Source organism: Amaricoccus macauensis (assembly GCF_014201905.1).
GTDB classification, from domain to species: Bacteria; Pseudomonadota; Alphaproteobacteria; order Rhodobacterales; family Rhodobacteraceae; genus Amaricoccus; species Amaricoccus macauensis.
Genome location: NZ_JACHFM010000002.1, coordinates 243,079 through 257,499, shown reverse-complemented (window position 1 = coordinate 257,499; position 14,421 = coordinate 243,079). Strand labels below are relative to the sequence as shown.

Annotated in this window: 9 protein-coding genes and 1 pseudogene; 9 read left to right on the top strand and 1 reads right to left on the bottom strand. The window is 67.7% G+C overall.

All coding sequences use genetic code 11. The features are described from left to right. The first annotated feature begins 109 nt into the window (after positions 1–109). From HNP73_RS08750 to HNP73_RS08730, 5 genes are all read left to right on the top strand, one after another. On the top strand, positions 110–1,084 hold the full coding sequence (locus HNP73_RS08750; protein WP_184148296.1) for an ABC transporter permease subunit: 975 nt from the start codon (positions 110–112) through the stop codon (positions 1,082–1,084). A gap of 243 nt (positions 1,085–1,327) precedes the next feature. After that, positions 1,328–2,212: a siderophore ABC transporter substrate-binding protein gene (locus tag HNP73_RS08745; protein WP_184148295.1), complete on the top strand. Its 885-nt coding sequence runs from the start codon at positions 1,328–1,330 to the stop codon at positions 2,210–2,212. Next, entirely contained in the window at positions 2,209–3,171 is a 963-nt protein-coding gene (locus tag HNP73_RS08740) for an ABC transporter permease (RefSeq protein ID WP_184148294.1), read from the top strand. The genes HNP73_RS08745 and HNP73_RS08740 overlap by 4 nt, the downstream gene beginning before the upstream one ends. After that, positions 3,161–4,105: an iron chelate uptake ABC transporter family permease subunit gene (locus HNP73_RS08735; RefSeq protein WP_184148293.1), complete on the top strand. Its 945-nt coding sequence runs from the start codon at positions 3,161–3,163 to the stop codon at positions 4,103–4,105. The genes HNP73_RS08740 and HNP73_RS08735 overlap by 11 nt, the downstream gene beginning before the upstream one ends. After that, positions 4,102–4,863 carry an iron ABC transporter ATP-binding protein gene (locus HNP73_RS08730; RefSeq protein WP_184148292.1) on the top strand — a complete coding sequence of 254 codons (762 nt, stop codon included), beginning with the start codon at positions 4,102–4,104 and terminating at the stop codon, positions 4,861–4,863. Before HNP73_RS08735 ends, HNP73_RS08730 begins: the two co-directional genes overlap by 4 nt. Before the next feature lie 52 nt (positions 4,864–4,915). On the opposite strand, the gene HNP73_RS08725 is transcribed toward HNP73_RS08730, so the two are convergent. Further along, positions 4,916–7,000, bottom strand: a complete 2,085-nt coding sequence (locus tag HNP73_RS08725; protein WP_184148291.1) for a TonB-dependent receptor domain-containing protein — start codon at positions 6,998–7,000, stop codon at positions 4,916–4,918. A 208-nt stretch (positions 7,001–7,208) separates the two neighbouring features. Here HNP73_RS08725 and HNP73_RS08720 point away from each other — a divergent pair, with 208 nt between their 5' ends. The 4 genes and pseudogenes from HNP73_RS08720 to HNP73_RS23220 all read left to right on the top strand — a co-directional run. Further along, positions 7,209–8,291 carry an HlyD family secretion protein gene (locus HNP73_RS08720; RefSeq protein WP_184148290.1) on the top strand — a complete coding sequence of 361 codons (1,083 nt, stop codon included), beginning with the start codon at positions 7,209–7,211 and terminating at the stop codon, positions 8,289–8,291. Further along, the gene (gene rbbA, locus HNP73_RS08715; protein ID WP_184148289.1) at positions 8,288–11,026 is read left to right on the top strand and encodes a ribosome-associated ATPase/putative transporter RbbA; all 2,739 of its coding nucleotides are present in this window, start codon (positions 8,288–8,290) and stop codon (positions 11,024–11,026) included. Before HNP73_RS08720 ends, rbbA begins: the two co-directional genes overlap by 4 nt. Positions 11,027–11,029: 3 nt before the next feature. Beyond that, entirely contained in the window at positions 11,030–12,142 is a 1,113-nt protein-coding gene (locus HNP73_RS08710) for an ABC transporter permease (protein WP_184148288.1), read from the top strand. 332 nt (positions 12,143–12,474) lie between these two features. Beyond that, positions 12,475–14,022: pseudogene (locus HNP73_RS23220) on the top strand (DEAD/DEAH box helicase); the annotation flags it as partial. Between the last annotated feature and the right edge of the window lie 399 nt (positions 14,023–14,421).

Genomic DNA, 14,421 nt, shown 5'->3' with positions numbered 1-14,421 from the left:
CCCGCCCCCCGCGCACCGCCCGGAACCGAGGCGCCGGCGGCGGCACGCCGCCCCGGTCGAGCGGGGGCTCGATGCCCCCCGAGACCGGCACCAGAGAGGAGGCCCGACGGTGACCCGACTGACCGACATCGCGCTCCGCCACGCGACGTTTCTCGTCTTTGCGCTCGTGCTCCTCTGGTTCGGCCTGCAGGCACCGGGCTTTCTCTCGCCCGAGAGCATCGCCAACATCGTGAAGCAGGCGGCTTTCATCGGCATCGCCGCGATCGGCATGACCTTCGTGCTGCTGACCGCGGGGATCGACCTGTCCGTCGGGTCGGTGATCTACCTCGCGCCACTCATCGCGGGCTTTGCCATGCGCGACCTCGGGATCGGCGTCGGCGGTGGTCTCGTGGTCGCGGTCGTCTCCGGCGCGTTCCTTGGCGCGATCAATGCGGCCGCGATCGTCGGGCTGCGGATCATCCCGTTCATCGTGACCCTTGCCACGCTCTTTGCCTTCCGCGGCTTCGGCGCGTTCCTGACCGGCTCGCAGCAGTTCGACTTCGACGCCGACATGCGGGCCTTCGGCCTCGCCTCCATCGGTCCGGTGCCCCTGCCCATCGTCTTCTTCGCGGGCCTCGCGGGTCTCGCCCACGTCGTGCTCACCCGCACCGCCTTCGGCCGGCAGATCTACGCCGTCGGCAACGACCCCGAGGCCGCCCGCAAGGCGGGCCTGCCCGTCGACTGGATCCGCGCGCGGGTCTACGTCATCTCCGGCGCCTGCGCCGGTCTCGCCGGGTTTGTCGTCATCGCCCAGATCGGCCGCCTTGACGCGGGCTTCGGCGAGGGCCGCGAATTCGACGTGATCGCCGCCGCCGTCCTCGGGGGCGCGAGCCTCTTCGGCGGCATCGGATCTGCACTCGGCGCGGTGGTCGGCGCCACGCTGATCCAGACCGTCCGCTCTGGCCTCGTCTTCACCGGCGTGAACCTCTATCTCCAGCCGATCCTGATGGCGGGCATCATCTTCCTCGCCGTTCTCATCGACTCGCTGCGCGCGCGCCGCGCCCGCCAGTTGAAACGCCGAACAATCCGACCGATCGATGCCTGAAAAGAGCCTGTTCCACAGGCGACTCCTCGCAAGATCGGTATTTGATCGGGGATGGATTCATCCTGCGGGATCGCTGGTCTAGAGACGAGGCGAAAGGAAAAGAGGTGATTGCCGAGAAAATTTCTCGGCTTTGTGACGGATCCATTGCCCCCGGCGATTGAACACGTGGGGCCGCGCCTTTAAAGCCACTCCATGCACAGCCAGGTCCGCCCAGCCAAGCATTGCCAAGAAGGGACCCCTGTCATGATCTCGCGTGCTTTGCTCGCCCTGCTCACCCTGCTCGCCTCCCCGGCCTTCGCAGAAACGATCGAAACCGCCCGTGGACCAGTCGAACTGGAGCGGCCAGAACGGGTGGTGGTGTTCGATATAGCGGCGCTCGACACGCTCGATGCGCTCGGCATCGCTCCGGTCGGCGTGACCGACACTCTCTACTTTCCGCATTTCGACCACCTGAAGGACAAGGCCGAGACGGTCGGGACGCTCTTCGAGCCGAACTTCGAGGCCGTGGCGGCGCTCGAGCCTGACCTGATCGTCATTGGCGGCCGTTCAGCGACGCAGTTTGACGCGCTCTCGGCGATCGCGCCGACCATCGACATGACGATCGGCGGGGACTCCCTCATCGGGGACGCCCGCGCACGGCTCACCGCCTACGGGACGCTGTTCGGCAAGGACGACGCAGCGGCGGAGCTCGCGGAAGGGCTGGACCGTGCCGTCGCGGATGCAAAGGCGGCGATCGAAGGCAAGGGCAACGGCCTCGTCCTGCTCACCAACGGCCCGAAGATGTCCGCGTTCGGACCGGGTTCGCGCTTCGGCTGGATCCACACCGACCTTGGGCTGCCTGCGGCGGTGGCCACCACCTACGAAGGCTCCCATGGCGAGGCCGTGTCGTTCGAGTTCGTCCAGAAGGCAAACCCGGACTGGCTCGTCGTCGTCGATCGCGCGGCGGCGGTCCAGCAGGAAGGCGACAGCGCGCGCCAGACGCTCGACAACCCGCTGGTGCATGAGACGACGGCCTGGAAGGAAGACCACCTCGTCTTCCTCGACCCGTCGAGCATGTACATCGCCGGCGGCGGCGTGCGCTCGATCACCGGGCTCCTCGGTCAGATCACCGACGCCTTCGGCGGATGAGGCTGACGGCGAAGGCGGGCCTTGCGGCCGGCCTGCTCCTCGCGCTCGCCCTCGTGAGCGTTCAGGTCGGGGTCGGCGACTTCGATCCCGCCGGGGTCCTCACGGACCCCGGCGCCCAGCTTCTGCTTTTCGTGAGCCGCCTGCCACGCACCGCGGCGGTGCTCCTGACCGGCGCCTCGCTGGCGGTGGCAGGCGTCATCATGCAGGTGATCGCCCGCAATCGCTTCGCCGAGCCAACGACCGCGGGCACGGCTCAGGGCGCGGCCCTCGGCCTCCTCGCCGTGACACTGCTCGCACCCGCAGCGCCGCTTTTCATGCGCATGGGTGCGGCGAGCGTCACTGCGCTCGCGACCACGGCGGTGTTTCTCGTGATCGTTCGCCGCCTGCCGCCGACCCAGCCGTTGCTCGTGCCGCTGGTCGGCATCGTCTACGGCGGCGTCCTCGGCGCGGGCGAGACCTTCGTCGCCTACCAGCACGACCTGATCCAATACCTGGGGACCTGGATGAACGGCGAGTTCTCCGGCGTGGTTGCCGGGCGCTATGAACTGCTCTGGCTCTCGGGCGCCGCCGCGATCATCGCCTATGCCGCCGCTGACCGCTTCACCATCGCAAGCCTCGGCAAGGACGCGAGCCTCGGGCTCGGACTGAGCTATGGTACGGTCGTCGCACTCGGCCTCGTCATCGTCTCGATCATCACCGCGCTCGTCGTCGTCACCGTCGGCATGATCCCCTTCGTCGGGCTTGTCGTGCCGAACCTGGTCAGCCGGATGATGGGCGACAACCTGCGGCGGACGCTGCCGTGGGTCGCCTTTGCCGGCGCCACCCTCGTCCTCGCCTGCGACATCGTCGGGCGGCTGGCGCGCTATCCTTACGAGATCCCGGTCGGGACCGTCTTCGGGGTGCTGGGCTCGGGGCTTTTCCTCTGGCTTCTGCTGCGGGCGCCGCGCCATGCCACGTAGGCGCCTGGCACTCCTCGCCGCGCTGACGCTTCTCGCGGCACTCGCCTTCATGCTGGTGGCGCCGCAGGGGAACTGGAGCTTTCTGCTCGGCTTCCGCGGCGAGCGTCTCGCGGCACTGGCGCTCGTCGGGGCCTCGGTCGGGGTGGCTACGGTGCTGTTCCAGACCGTGGCGGGGAACCGGATCCTCACGCCGTCGATCATGGGGTTCGACGCGCTCTATGGCCTCTTCCAGACCGGACTCGTGTTCCTGCTCGGCGGTGTGGGATACGCGGCGCTCGACGCGCGGCTGAAGTTCCTGATCGAGACCGCCGCGATGGTGGCGGCGGCGGTCATGCTCCTGACGCTGCTGCTCGGGCGCGGGCGCACCGACCTGCACCGGATGCTGCTGGTCGGCGTGATCCTCGGGACGTTCTTCCGAAGCCTCGCAGGCATGCTGCAACGCCTGATGGATCCGAATGAATTCGCCGTGGTGCAAGGCGCGAGCTTCGCGACCTTCAGCAGGGTTCGGGGCGAGCTTCTCATGGTCGCCGCACTCCTTGCCCTCGTGGCGCTCTGGCTCGCCTGGCGGCAACGCCATGCGCTCGACGTCGTGGCCCTCGGGCGTTCGGTCTCGATCGGCCTCGGGATCGACCATGACAGGCTCTGCCAACTGGCACTCGTCGTCGTCGCGGTCCTCGTCTCGGCGTCGACCGCGCTTGTCGGCCCGGTCGCCTTCTTCGGGCTGATCGTTGCCAGCCTCGCCCATGTGGTCATGCGGACGCCGCGCCATGCGCACCTGCTGCCGGCGGCGGCGATGATCGGCGCCACGATCCTGATCGCGGGCCAGACGGTCTTCGAGCGTGCGCTCGGGCTTCAGGCGACGCTCTCGGTGGTCATCGAGTTCGCCGGTGGCCTGCTTTTCCTCTTCCTCTTGCTGCGAGGACGTCCGGCATGATCGAGATCGACGGGGTCAGCTACGGCTACGGCACGACGCCTGTGCTGCGCGATGTCAGCCTGTCGCTGCCCAAGGGCGGGGTCACGGCGCTGATCGGACCGAACGGCGCAGGCAAGTCGACGCTGCTCTCGCTCATGGGCCGGCTGCTGCCGCTCCAGTCGGGACGCGTCCGCTTCGACGGGCTCGACGTTGCGCGAACACCGTCGGAGACCCTCGCGCTGAAGCTTGCGGTCCTGCGGCAGGAAACCGTGCTCGGCACCCGGCTGACGGTCGAGGATCTCGTGGCCTTCGGACGCTATCCCCATTGCCGGGGCCGCCCGGGAGAGGCGGACAGGCAGGCGGTTGCCGCGGCAATCGAGCAGTTCGAACTCGGAAGCCTCGCGGGCCGCTTCCTCGACGAGCTCTCGGGCGGGCAGCGGCAGCGCGCCTTCGTGGCGATGACCTTTGCGCAGGCGACGGACTACCTGCTGCTCGACGAGCCGCTCAACAATCTCGACATCACCTTCGCGCGGTCTCTCATGCGCCGGCTCAGGAGCCTCGCCGACGAGCACGGGCGGACGATCGTCGTGGTGCTGCACGACATCAACTATGCCGCCGCCTGGGCAGACCGGATCGTGGCGTTGAAGGACGGGGCGCTCGTGGTCGAGGGGGAGCCGGAAGCGGTGTTCCGCCCGGACGTCCTCGCGGCGATCTACGGCGTGCCGATCGAAGTGACGCGCCATCAGGGACGGCTGGCCGCGCTCTATCACTGGGAGTGAGGCCGCACTGGACGAAAAGCCCCGGCCAGACCGGCCGGGGCGGTGACCGCCTCTAGAAGGTGGCGGTGAGGCCGAGCCAGAAGCGCCGGCCGGCGACCACGTCGTCCACCTCGTCGGGGCCGACCTGCTTGTCGAGGACGTTGTAGATGGCGCCGTTCAACGCCACGCTGTCGGTCAGCGCATAGCTCGCGCCGATGTCGGCGGTGAAGTAGCCGTCGTACTTGCGCGCCACGACCTCGCCGTCCCGGTAGATCGGGCTCCCGTTCTCACCAATGCGGAGACCGGCGTTGATCTGCTCGCCGATGTAGTTGCCGGCGAGGTAGCTGCTCAGTCCCTCGACCGGCGTCACCCAGTCCGCCCGCACCGAGCCCGAGTGCTCCGGGGTCCGGTTGAGCGGCAGGCCCGCGTAGGTTCCGGTCTTCTGCTCGCTGTCGATGTAGGTGTAGTTGGCCGTCAACCGCAGCGTGCTGGTCGCTTCCCACAGCGCCGTCAGCTCGACACCCTGCATCCGCGCCTCGTTGAGGTTGTACTGGCGGAAGAGGGTATAGTTCGGATCCTGATCCCAGCGGGCGAAGCTGCCGTCGTCATTATAAACCCGCTCGTTGTTCACCTGGTTCTTGAGCTCGGTGTGGAAGACCGTGGCGCCGAGGGTGAGATCCTCGAGGTTGTCGTAGATGACCGCCGCCTCGAAGTTCGTCGAAGTCTCGGGCTTCAGGTCCGGGTTGGCGAGGATCACGCCGCACGGCCCCATTCCCTCGGGCAACTCGCTCTCCGGCCCATAGAAACAGCCGCTGCCGCCCGTGGCGTAAGCATAGCCCGGCACGATCGCCCGGATCTCCGGCGCGCGGAAGCCGGTCGAGACACCGCCCTTGATCGTCACCTGATCGGTCAGGCCGTAGACCGCATAGAGGCGCGGCGAATAGTGGTCGCCGTACTCGGAGTGATAGTCCATGCGCAGGCCGCCGGTGATCGACAGCCGGTCCGTCACCGCCCACTCGTCCTCGAGGTAGAGCGCCGCCTGCCAGAGCGAGAAGTCGTAATCGACCTCGTTGCGCAGACCGGGGTTCTGATCGTTCAGGGTGTTCTTGATGTACTGCGTCCCGAACGAGACCATGTGATCGCCGAGCGGCACGGTGGCGCGGCCGTCGAGCACGATGTTGGTGATCTCCGGTGAGCGCGGCTGCTCCTCGCCGAGCTCGAACGTGGTGCGCTCGCCAACCTCGCGCTGGGCCGAGAGGAAGCTCGTGCCCCAGTCCCACGTGCCTTCGTGCGAGAGCCGGACATAGGAACGGTCGTTGTGGCGGTCCGCGCCGATGTCGCCTTCGGTGCTCTTTCCGGGGGTGCTGCGATTCTGGAGCCGCTCGGTGCCAGCATCGAGCATGAAGGCGTTCCGCTCGTTCGGCGTGAAGGTCAGGCGGCCGGCGAGCTGGTAGTTCTCGCGCTCGTTGCTGCCCTCCAGGATTTCGTCTTCGTCGCGACCGAAGGCGGTACCCCAGAGCTGATAGCCGAGGCGGTTCTCGATCAGCGGCCCGGCGACATAGGCCTGAGCCTGCATGTCGTCGCCGTACTTGTCGTGCTGCTGCTTCGTGTAGGAAAGGCCGAAGCTGCCGGTCGGGACGTCGGACACCTTCTTGGTGATGATGTTGATCACGCCGCCGACCGCATCGGAGCCGTAGAGCGTCGACGCAGGCCCGCGCAGCACCTCGATCCGGTCGATGATGACCGCCGGGGGGATGAAGCTCTGCTCGAAACCGGCGGAGCCGTTCGGCCGGGCGTTGCGGGTGCCCTGCCGGACGCCGTCGACGAGGATCAGGGTATAGGATCCCGGCAGGCCGCGAATCGAGATGTCCTGCTCGTTGGCATTGCCGATGACCGAGACACCTTGCGTGTGCCGGACGGCGTCCGCGAGGTCGCGGAACGACTCGTTTCGAAGCTGTTCGCCCGGAATGACCGAGATGCTTGCGGGAGCATCCGTCACCGTCTGTTGAAAGCCCGACGCAGTCACGACGACCGGGTCGAGCACGAAGCTGCTGTCATCTTCCACCGCCTGCGCCATGGCGCCCGGGGCGACCAGGGCGGTGGTCGAAAGCAGGCCTGCCGCGGTAACGATTGCGCGCAGTGATCCGGTCTCTCTCATGCGAGAAAGCTCCTCTCTTTTCCGTGTGATACGCGACGGTCATCGCTTAATCCGACTGAAAGAGTCAAGTTGTAGAAGTCGACTTTTTTTCTTTGTCTCTCAGTGGGACTTGGAGCGCTCAGATCGATGCCCTATGAACACGGCAGACGAGCGATGAATTGCGCAATTTAGCACCCGAATTAGTTATTCGCGGGGCTGGAGGACGGGCATGACTGCTGGATTTGTGGGCAGACGAGGGCTGATCCTCGCCGCTATCGCGCTGCTCGCCGCCGCGATCATCGGATACGTCGCGTGGCAGCGGCTGAGCGGCGGCGGGCTGCCATCGGGGTTTGCCAGCGGAAACGGGCGGATCGAGGCGGTGGCGATCGACATCTCCGCCAAGGTCGCCGGCCGGATCGGCGATATCCTGGTCAACGAGGGAGATTTCGTCACCGCCGGGCAGGAACTCGCCCGCATGGACACCGCCCAGCTCCGGGCGCAGCTTCGTCAGGCCGAGGCCGAGCAGCGGCGGGCGGAGATCGGGGTAGAGACCGCGACGAGCTTCGTGCGCCAGCGCGAGGCCGAGAAGCGGGCGGCCGAGGCGACGATCGGCCAGCGCCGCGCCGACAACGACGCCACGCAGCGCCAGCTCTCTCGCTCGATCCCCCTGGCGCACGCGAACACCATTCCGCAATCGGTGCTCGACAATGACCGCGCCGCCGCCGAAAGCACCGCGGCCGGCCTCGCGGCGGCGGAGGCACAGCTCGCGGCGGCCGATGCCGCGATCAGCGCGGCGCAGGCCTCCGTGGTCGATGCCGGGGCGGCGGTCGATGCCGCCGCCGCCGCCATCGAGGCTATCCAGGTGAGCATCGACGACTCGACCCTGCGCGCACCGCGCGACGGGCGGGTGCAGTTTCGCGTGGCGCAGCCCGGCGAGGTGGTCGCGGCCGGCGGACGCGTGCTGAACATGGTCGATCTCAGCGACGTCTACATGACCTTCTTCCTGCCGACGGCCGAGGCAGGTCGCGTGGCGATCGGAACCGAGGTGCGGCTGGTGCTCGACGCCGCGCCGCAATGGGTTGTGCCCGCATCGGTGCGCTTCGTGGCCGACGTGGCGCAGTTCACGCCGAAGACCGTCGAGACCGAGGAAGAGCGCCAGAAGCTCATGTTCCGCGTCCGCGCTCAGGTGCCCAAGGAACTGCTGCAGAGGTACATCCAGTACGTGAAGACCGGCCTGCCGGGCATGGCCTATGTTCGCCTCGACCCCGAGGCGCAGTGGCCGGAGTTCCTCTCCACGAACCTCGTGCAATGAACGCGGCCGCCGCCGGGCCGGTCGCCCGCATCGAGGGCGTCGGCCTCGTCTTTGGCCGGACCCGGGCGCTCGTTGACGTGAGCCTCGATCTGCCGGCCGGCACGACGGTGGGGCTGATCGGGCCGGACGGGGTGGGCAAATCGAGCCTGCTTTCGCTCATCGCCGGTGCCCGCGCGGTGCAGACCGGCCGGATCTCCGTCCTTGGGGGCGACATCTCCGACGTGATCCACCGCGGCGCGGTACAGCCGCGGATCGCCTACATGCCGCAGGGGCTCGGCAGGAACCTCTATCCCACGCTCTCGGTCGCCGAGAACGTCGACTTCTTCGGGCGGCTCTTCGGGCAGGACACGGCCGAGCGGCAGGGCCGCATCGCGCGCCTCCTCGAGAGCACCGGGCTTGCCCCCTTCGCCGACCGCCCGGCACAGAAGCTCTCGGGCGGCATGAAGCAGAAGCTCGGTCTTTGCTGCGCCCTGATCCATGACCCCGACCTGCTGATCCTCGACGAGCCGACGACCGGCGTCGACCCACTGTCGCGCCGCCAGTTCTGGGAGCTCATCGACTCGATCCGGTCCGCTCGGGCGGACATGAGCGTGATCGTCGCCACCGCCTACATGGAGGAGGCGGCACGCTTCGACTGGCTCGTCGCGATGGACAGCGGCCACGTGCTCGCCACGGGAACTCCGGCGGAGCTGATGGCGCGGACCGGTACCGCCGATCTCGATGCCGCCTTCGTGGCACTTCTGCCAAGGGAGCGGCGCGAGGGATACGAGGGGATGGCGATCCCGCCGAGGACGACGCAGGCGGACGGCACGGCGGCGATCGAGGCCGGGGGGCTGACCATGCGCTTCGGCGACTTCACCGCCGTCGATAACGTCAGCTTCCGCATCGAGCGCGGGGAAATCTTCGGCTTTCTCGGCTCGAACGGTTGCGGCAAGACCACGACGATGAAGATGCTGACCGGTCTCCTGCCCGCGAGCGCTGGCACCGCCCGGCTCTTCGGGCATGAGGTCGATCCGCGCGACATGGAGACCCGCCGGCGCGTCGGCTACATGAGCCAGGCCTTCTCGCTCTACACCGAACTGACGGTACGCCAGAATCTCGTGCTGCACGCCCGGCTCTTCGAGATGGCGGAGGACGACATCCCGGGCCGCGTCGAGGCGATGGTCGGGCGGTTCGGGCTTGCGGACGTGGTCGACGCGCTGCCCGACGCGCTGCCGCTTGGCATCCGCCAGCGTCTGAGCCTCGCGGTCGCGCTGATCCACGGGCCTGACATCCTCATCCTCGACGAGCCGACCTCCGGCGTCGACCCGGTGGCACGCGCCGGCTTCTGGCAGATGCTCGGGGAACTGTCGCGGCGCGACGGCGTGACGATCTTCGTCTCCACCCACTTCATGAACGAGGCCGCACTCTGCGACCGGATCTCGCTCATGCACGCCGGCCGCGTCCTCATCAGCGACACCCCGGCCGCGATCGTGGAGCGCCAGGGCGCGGCCGACCTCGAAGCCGCCTTCATCGCCTGTCTCGAGGACGCCATCGGCGAGGGCGGGACGGCGGCACCCCCGCCTCCTCTCGCCGAAGCCGCGGAGACCGGCCCGACCCGCAGCCGGGCGTTCGATCCGCGACGGATGCTCGCCTACACCACGCGCGAGGCGCTGGAGCTGCGGCGGGATCCGATCCGCGCGACTCTCGCCATCCTCGGCAGCCTGATCCTGATGTTCGTCATCGGCTATGGCATCAACACCGACGTGCGCGACCTCTCCTTCGCAGTCCTCGACCACGATGACACGACGATCAGCCGCGATTACGTACTCGACATCGCGGGATCGCCCTACTTCATCGAGGCGACGCCACTCACCGGCCACGCCGACATGGACGCACGGATGCGCGCCGGCGAGATCAGCCTCGCCCTCGAGATCCCCCCCGGCTTCGCCCGCGACCTTGCCCGCGGCGTCCCGGTCGAGATCGGCGCGTGGATCGACGGCGCCATGCCGTCGCGCGCCGAGACGGTCCGCGGCTACGTGCAGGGGATGCATGCGACCTGGCTCGCCCGAAAGGCTCGTGAACTCCATGGCGCGGCGGCGACGCCCGGCAGTTTCGACCTGGTGATCCGCTATCGCTACAACCCGACCGTGGAGAGCCTGATCGCCATGGTACCGGCAGTCCTGCCAATGCTGCTCCTGATGATCCCGGCGATGCTCACGGTGCTGTCCATCGTCCGCGAGAAGGAACTCGGCTCCATCGTGAACTTCTACGTGACCCCCGTCACACGGCTTGAGTTCCTGCTCGGCAAGCAACTGCCCTACATCGCGGTCTCGCTGCTGAACTTCCTGCTCCTCATGGCCTTCGCGGTGTTCTTCTTCCAGGTGCCGTTCACCGGGAGCTTTCTCGCGCTGACGCTTGGCGCGGTACTCTACGCGTTCGTTGCGACCGCGATGGGGCTCTTCATCTCGACCTTCATGCGGAGCCAGACCGCGGCGATCTTCGCCACCGCGCTCCTGACCCTCATCCCATCGATGCAGTTCTCCGGCCTGATGGACCCGGTCTCCTCGCTGGAGGGTGCGGGCGCGCTCATCGGCCGGATCTTCCCCGCCGCGCATTTCACGACGATCGCCCGGGGCACCTTCTCCAAGGGGCTCGGCTTCGATGATCTCGCGGCAAGCTACTGGCCGCTCGTCCTCGCAATCCCGGTCCTGCTCGGGCTCGCCGCCATCTTCCTTCGCAAGCAGGAGCGGTGAGCAATGCGCCTCGCCAACGTCCTCAACCTCGGGATCAAGGAACTGCGTGGCCTCGCCCGCGACACGGCGATGCTGATCCTCATCGTCTATTCCTTCTCGATCGCGGTCTACATGCAGTCGCGCTCGGTGCCGGACGCGCTGAACCGCGCCGCGCTCGCGATCGTCGATGGCGACCAGTCGACGCTCTCGACCCGGATCACCACCGCCTTCTACCCGCCCCACTTCAATCCGCCGGTGCTGATCGGCGAGCACGAGATGGACGCGCGGCTCGACATGGGCCTCGACACCTTCGCCCTCGTCATCCCGCCCGGCTTCGAGCGTGACGTGGCCGCCGGCCGCATGCCGGAGGTCCAGCTCAACATCGACGCCACTCGGATGACCCAGGCCTTCACCGGCGGCGGCTACATCAGTTCGATCGTCGGGAGCGAGGTCCGCGAGTATGTGGACCGCTATCGCTCGGCGCCCATGCCCAATGCCGACCTCGCGCTCCGCGCGCGCTTCAATCCGGCGCTCGACCAGAGCTGGTTCGGGGCGATCACCAATGTCATCACTTCGGTCACGATGCTCTCGATCATCCTGACCGGCGCCGCGCTGATCCGCGAGCGCGAACACGGCACGATCGAACACCTGCTCGTCATGCCGGTGACCCCGACGGAAATCATGCTCTCCAAGGTCTGGTCGATGGCGCTTGTCGTCTGGGTCGCGACCGCCTTCTCGCTTCTGGTGGTGGTGCAGGGTCTGCTCGGGGTGCCGCTCGGCGGCTCGTTGACCCTCTTTCTCGCCGCCACGGCACTGCAGCTCATTGCGACCACCTGCATGGGGATCTTCATCGCGACGATCGCCGGCGCGATGCCTCAGTTCGGACTTCTGATGATGCTGATCCTCATGCCCTTGCAGATCCTCTCCGGCGCGATGACCCCGCGCGAGAGCATGCCGGAGGTCATCCAGACCATCATGCTCGCCGCGCCGAACACCCACTTCGTCATTCTCGCCCAGGCGATCCTGTTCCGCGGCGCCGGCTTCGCCGTGGTCTGGCCACAATTCGCAGCACTCGTCGTCATCAGCGCGGCCTACTTCTTCCTCGCCCTCGCCCAGTTTCGCAGGTTCTTGCGCTAACCAACCACCGGACGGCCCTTGCGGGGAGCCTGTCCACATGGGGCGAATCAGACAAGGAACCATACCGGATTTCAGGGTCGGTCCCGGGGCTGCGTCGACGGGCGCGTTTCACCGCGTCTTGTCTGCAAATCCGGCCTGAAAGCCGGATCATGGGTCGTGAACCGCGTTGCTATACTTCCCCTGATGGCGCTCACGCGCCTGTTCAGGTCAGGTTGACCTTGGGAACCGGTGGGTTTATATGCAGCGCACTCAGATAGGGCTCCAATACGGGAGTCCGGGGCCGCTTGGAGACTGCGGCCGCCGACGCCGCATAGCAACCAACGCAAGGCTACATGACCCAGTTTTCCGACCTCTCGCTGGACCCGCGGGTCCTTCAGGCCGTCACCGAAGCCGGCTACGCCACGCCGACTCCGATCCAGGTCCAGGCGATCCCGCACGCCCTCGAGGGGCGCGATGTGCTCGGCATCGCCCAGACCGGTACCGGCAAGACCGCGTCGTTCGTGCTGCCGATGCTCTGTGCCCTCTCCAAGGGCCGCGCCCGCGCCCGGATGCCGCGGAGCCTCGTGCTCGCGCCGACGCGCGAACTCGCCGCGCAGGTGGCGGAACAGTTCGAGAAATATTCAAAGCATCTCAAGCTTTCCATGGCGCTCCTGATCGGTGGTGTCAGCTTCAAGGACCAGGACAAGCTCATCGACCGCGGCGTCGACGTGCTGATCGCCACTCCGGGGCGGCTGCTCGACCATTTCGAGCGCGGCAAGCTGATGCTGACCGGCGTGCAGATCATGGTGGTCGACGAGGCCGACCGGATGCTCGACATGGGCTTCATTCCCGACATCGAGCGCATCTTCAAGCTGGTGCCATTCACCCGCCAGACGCTGTTCTTCTCGGCGACGATGGCGCCGGAAATCACCCGCATCACCGACACGTTCCTGCATAACCCGATCCGGGTCGAGGTCGCACGTCAGGCGACGACCTCCGAGACGATCGAGCAGTGGGTGGTGAAGCACGCGCCGAAGCGCAAGGACACCGCCGACCGCGAGAAGCGCGAGGTGCTGCGGCGGCTCGTGCGCAGCGAGGGCGACGCGCTCACCAACGGCATCGTCTTCTGCAACCGCAAGCGGGACGTTGACGTGGTCGCGAAGTCGCTGAAGCGACACGGTTTCGACGCCGAGGCGCTGCACGGCGATCTTGACCAGAAGCTCCGCATGGCGATCCTCAGCCGGTTCCGTGATGGCGACCTGAAGCTGCTCATCGCGTCCGACGTGGCGGCACGCGGCCTCGATATTCCGAACGTGAGCCACGTCTTCAACTTCGACGTGCCGATCCATTCGGAGGACTATGTCCACCGCATCGGCCGCACCGGCCGCGCCGGGCGCTCCGGCAAATCCTTCACGCTCTGCCTGCCGGCAGACGAGAAATACCTCGTGAAGATCGAGGAGCTGGTGAAGAAGGCCGTCCAGGTGATGCCGAGCCCGCTCGGTTCCGAGGAGGTTCTTCCTGACCGTCCGAGCGCCGAGCGCCGCCGCAACGGTGCCAATGAGCGTGGCAGCGACCGTGGGGAGCGCGACCGGACCGAGCGTGATCGCGGTGCCGACCGAGGCGAGCGCCGTCGTGAGCGCCGGATGCGACCGGAAGCCGACACCAGGACACCGGTCGAGGCCACCGCAGAGGAGGCCCGTCCTCGCGAGAGCATGGTCCGCGAGGTGTATTCCCGCGAACCGCAATCACGGACGGCCGAGCCGCGCCGTGGCCGCCCGTCGCGCTCGGAGTCCAACGTCGTTGGCATGGGCGATCACGTTCCGGCGTTCCTGATGCGTGATTTGCGCGTTGGATCGCTCGCCGCGGACTACGACGGCCAGGACTCGGACGATGCGATCGAGACCACCGACCCGGCCACGGCCGAATCGTCGGTCGCCTCCAAGGCCCCGGTGACGGCCGACGCCCCGGTTGCCGCAGAAACGCCGGTGACGACCGAAGTGCCGGTTGCGGCGGAAGCGCCAGTGGCGGCAGATGCGCCGGTCGCGGCAGACGCGCCAGTCCCGGCGGAAGCGCCAGCGACGACCGAAGTGCCGGTGGCGGCAGATGCGCCGGTCGCGGCGGAAGCGCCAGAGACGACCGAAGTGCCGGTGGCGGCGGAAGCGCCAGCGGTGGCCGAAGTGCCGGTGGCGGAAGAGGCGCCAGTCACGGCGGACGCGCCAGAGACGACCGAAGTGTCGGTGGCGGCAGACGCGCCGGTCGCGGCGGACGCACCAGCGGTGGCCGAAGTGCCGGTGGCGACG